The following is a 1,866-nucleotide window of genomic DNA, read 5'->3' as shown; positions in this document are numbered from 1 at the left end:
GGGCGGTGGTACAACCTTGATTCATCTGGCTTCTAAGGTGAAGGCTTTCAAAGCTTCTTTGACTAACGATGAGGAAAAAGTCGCCGCCGATATCGTCGCCAAAGCCCTAGAAGCCCCCCTGCGTCAGTTAGCCAACAACGCCGGTGTGGAAGGCGATGTGATCGTGGAAGGTGTGCGCGATACCGCTTTTAGCGTCGGTTACAATGTCCTCACCGGCAAGTACGAAGACTTAATCGCCGCCGGAATTATCGATCCGGCTAAAGTGGTACGGTCAGCCGTTCAAAACGCCGCTTCCATCGCTGGTATGGTCTTAACTACGGAAGCCCTCGTGGTGGAAAAACCCGTTAAAGAAGCCGCAGCCCCCGATATGGGCGGCATGGGCGGCATGGGCGGCATGGGCGGCATGGGTGGCATGGGTGGCATGGGTGGCATGGGCATGATGTAATTCCTGATGCCGTCTGGCCCCTGAAAATAATCTCATTCCATTGAGCCAATCTGTCCCTTTTCTGGTTATCGTCGGCATTAGGGACAGGTTTTTTTTTCCTCGGGAAAAACTTTTTCAGCAGAACCTGCTTAATCTATCCTTTGCATTAGTCCAGACACTACACTAGAAAAGAAGGATTATTCCCAGAAATCATGACACTGCTGACGGTTCGATCGCTCAAAAAAGACTTCGGTATCAAGGAAATTCTCAAAGATGCCAGTTTTAGCCTCGATGATCGCGATAAAGTCGGCCTGATCGGTACGAATGGATCGGGAAAATCGACCCTATTGAAAATGATCGCCGGATTAGAAGCGATCGATGGTGGCGAAATTCAAATCAATTCCGGGATGAAAATCGTCTATTTACCCCAGCAACCCGATCTAGACAATGATAAAACGGTTTTAGAGCAGGTTTTCGCCGATAGTGGCGAAAGTATGACTTTAATTAAGGAATACGAGGAATTGTCCGATCGCCTTGTCCATGAGCCAGAAAATCTGGATACTATTATGGAACGTTTGTCAAGGGTTTCGCAACAAATTGATAAACTTGCCGCCTGGGATTTAGAAACCAATGCTAAAGTTATTTTAAGTAAACTGGGCATCGATAATTTTAATGCTCGCGTGGGAGATTTATCGGGGGGATATCGCAAAAGAATCGCCATCGCTACCGCACTTTTAGCCGATCCTGACTGTTTATTGATGGATGAACCCACCAACCATTTAGACGCGCTTTCCGTGGAGTGGTTACAGAGTTATTTGTCCCGTTTTCGGGGAGGATTATTATTAATTACTCACGATCGCTATTTTCTCGATCGAGTGACTAATCGCATCATTGAAATCGATCGGGGAGATTTATCTACTTATTCCGGTAATTATGCCTATTATCTAGAAAAAAAAGCTTTAGCGGAAGAATCGATCGCCAGTAGTCAACGCAAACACGCGGGAGTTTTACGACGGGAATTAGAATGGTTATCCCGGGGACCAAAAGCACGCAGCACCAAACAAAAAGCGCGGATTGATCGCATTCAGGCAATGGGTAATAAGGAATTTAAACAGGTGGAAGGAAAAGTCGATATTGCCACCGCAGGAAGACGCATCGGCAAAAAAGTTATTGAAGTAGAAAAGATCTCGAAAGCTTACGGCGATCATACTTTAATTAAAGATTTTACCTATATTTTTACCCCCGAAGATCGCATCGGTATTATTGGCAGTAACGGGGTAGGAAAATCTACTCTCATGGATATTATTACCGGGAAAACTCTCCCCGATTCAGGCACGGTTGACATCGGTTCCACTATTCATATTGGTTACTTCGATCAACAATCCGATGATCTCAATATCAACGAAAATCAAAGAGTGATCGAATATCTGAAAAGTGTGGCC

Annotated in this window: 2 protein-coding genes; both read left to right on the top strand. The window is 45.7% G+C overall.

What is annotated here, in order from left to right:
- Window positions 1-445 (top strand): TCP-1/cpn60 chaperonin family protein (locus PX481_RS26575; RefSeq protein ID WP_288096930.1); only part of this gene is annotated, 445 nt, incomplete at its 5' end.
- A gap of 191 nt (window positions 446-636) precedes the next feature.
- Window positions 637-1,866 (top strand): ABC-F family ATP-binding cassette domain-containing protein (locus tag PX481_RS26570; protein WP_288096928.1); only part of this gene is annotated, 1,230 nt, incomplete at its 3' end.

It is taken from the genome of Microcystis sp. M53603_WE2 (assembly GCF_030065435.1).
The sequence above is the reverse complement of the archived record's forward strand: the minus strand, read 5'-3'. Positions and strand labels throughout refer to the sequence as shown.